Source organism: Colwellia sp. BRX8-4 (genome assembly GCF_014077345.1).
Lineage (GTDB): Bacteria > Pseudomonadota > Gammaproteobacteria > Enterobacterales > Alteromonadaceae > Colwellia_A.
Map to the genome: position 1 here is coordinate 1 of NZ_JACGVS010000057.1, position 1,448 is coordinate 1,448.

Annotated in this window: 1 protein-coding gene; it reads left to right on the forward strand. The window is 34.5% G+C overall.

All coding sequences use genetic code 11. From position 1 onward, the window contains the following. Positions 1 to 861: 861 nt before the first annotated feature. Positions 862 to 1,302, forward strand: coding sequence for a hypothetical protein (locus H4J56_RS19350; protein ID WP_182259821.1), 441 nt, complete (start codon positions 862 to 864; stop codon positions 1,300 to 1,302). Positions 1,303 to 1,448: the final 146 nt, after the last annotated feature.

Genomic DNA, 1,448 nt, shown 5'->3' on the forward strand with positions numbered 1-1,448 from the left:
GTTAAACCCCTTCCTGTCACTGAAATGACTCAATAAACAAAAACCATATAGACGGTGCCTAGCGGCTCAGTCCAACAGGACATTTATCTCTCATGCTTCAACAAGAGATAAATGCTTAATTGTTAGGTGTAATCGCCACTTCATTTTAATTGTTTAAAGCATTTGCCAATTTAATCTAGCGTTTGTGTTTTCTAAATATGGTTTTGGAGTGTTTCGCCAAGCTCTAAGTCATTTACGCCAATATAGTCTGCGGGCAGTACCTAAAAACAAAATGACCTTGCGAATTGGCTTTTTATTGTTTGGTGTTGTGGCTCAAAATCTAGCAGTTGTGTTTATAAAGTGGCGACTGTAATATTAACTTTCAGTGTTTGCTTTAAGGTTTTGTATTTACATATAAACTTCACCTAACAAGCAATTCAAACGGACAAAAAACAGTTGGCTGTTTTCACTTCGTTCAACATTTTAGCCAACTAATTTTTGCCGCTTAATATGGGCGTTAGCAGGCACCACTTGTTCTATTTTTAAAGTGTTTGGCTAACTTGATATTTTAACTTAAAGGATTGGAGTTTTTTGCTTTCCTATCTTTGATTGGGTTAATTTATGTTTTTATATTGATCGGTAATCATTTTTTGTTATTGTTTATCAATCGTGTTTTGTAGCGAAGTGATGCGGTGTTTATTATTTCTCACTTCCATCAATTTACTATTTATATTTTTGTTGGTTTTAGTGTTCTTAATTAACGCTTCTGCTAACAAGCCAATCAAGCAGGACTTTTAACAGTTGGTTAGTTCCGCTTCGCTTCACATTATAACCAACAATTAAAAGCCTCTTATTGGGGCGTTAGGCATTCAGGAGAGTTTGGTGAAACGGATTGCATTAGGTGTTTTCTTTGCACCTTTATTAATTGCCATAATTTGGACAATTCCATACTGGGAACACAGTGCTTTAAACTTTTGGGCTTTATTTAATATAATTAGTGCTTATGTAGTTTTTTTATTTTTTGCTGGTATTTGTCACCTTATACTTAAAGCTTACGGTTGGAAAAAGTGGTGGCAATACACTTTGGTAATGTTTCTAATTAGTTTTCTATTAAATGTTATATTTTCAATTTATAGCGTAGCTGGCTACGACCGCCTATTTTATTCGCAAACTTTGGTTGTTGAATTCGGCCAAATAACGAATGCTGGTTATTTATTAAAATTACGAGAATCAATTATAAGTAGCCTAATCATTTCAGTTGCAATGGTATTGTTTTGGTTTATAGCTGTCCATGAACGAAATGACAGTGTAAAAAATGCCTAACAAGCCATTCAAGCAGGACAATGATCTTCCCCCGATAAAACGGACACCAAAATCTAACTAAAGATGAGGTGTCTTATGCCCAAGTACAATAATCCAAGACGAACTTGGAAGTATTCAAACGACTTCAAAGTTAACGCTATTCAATT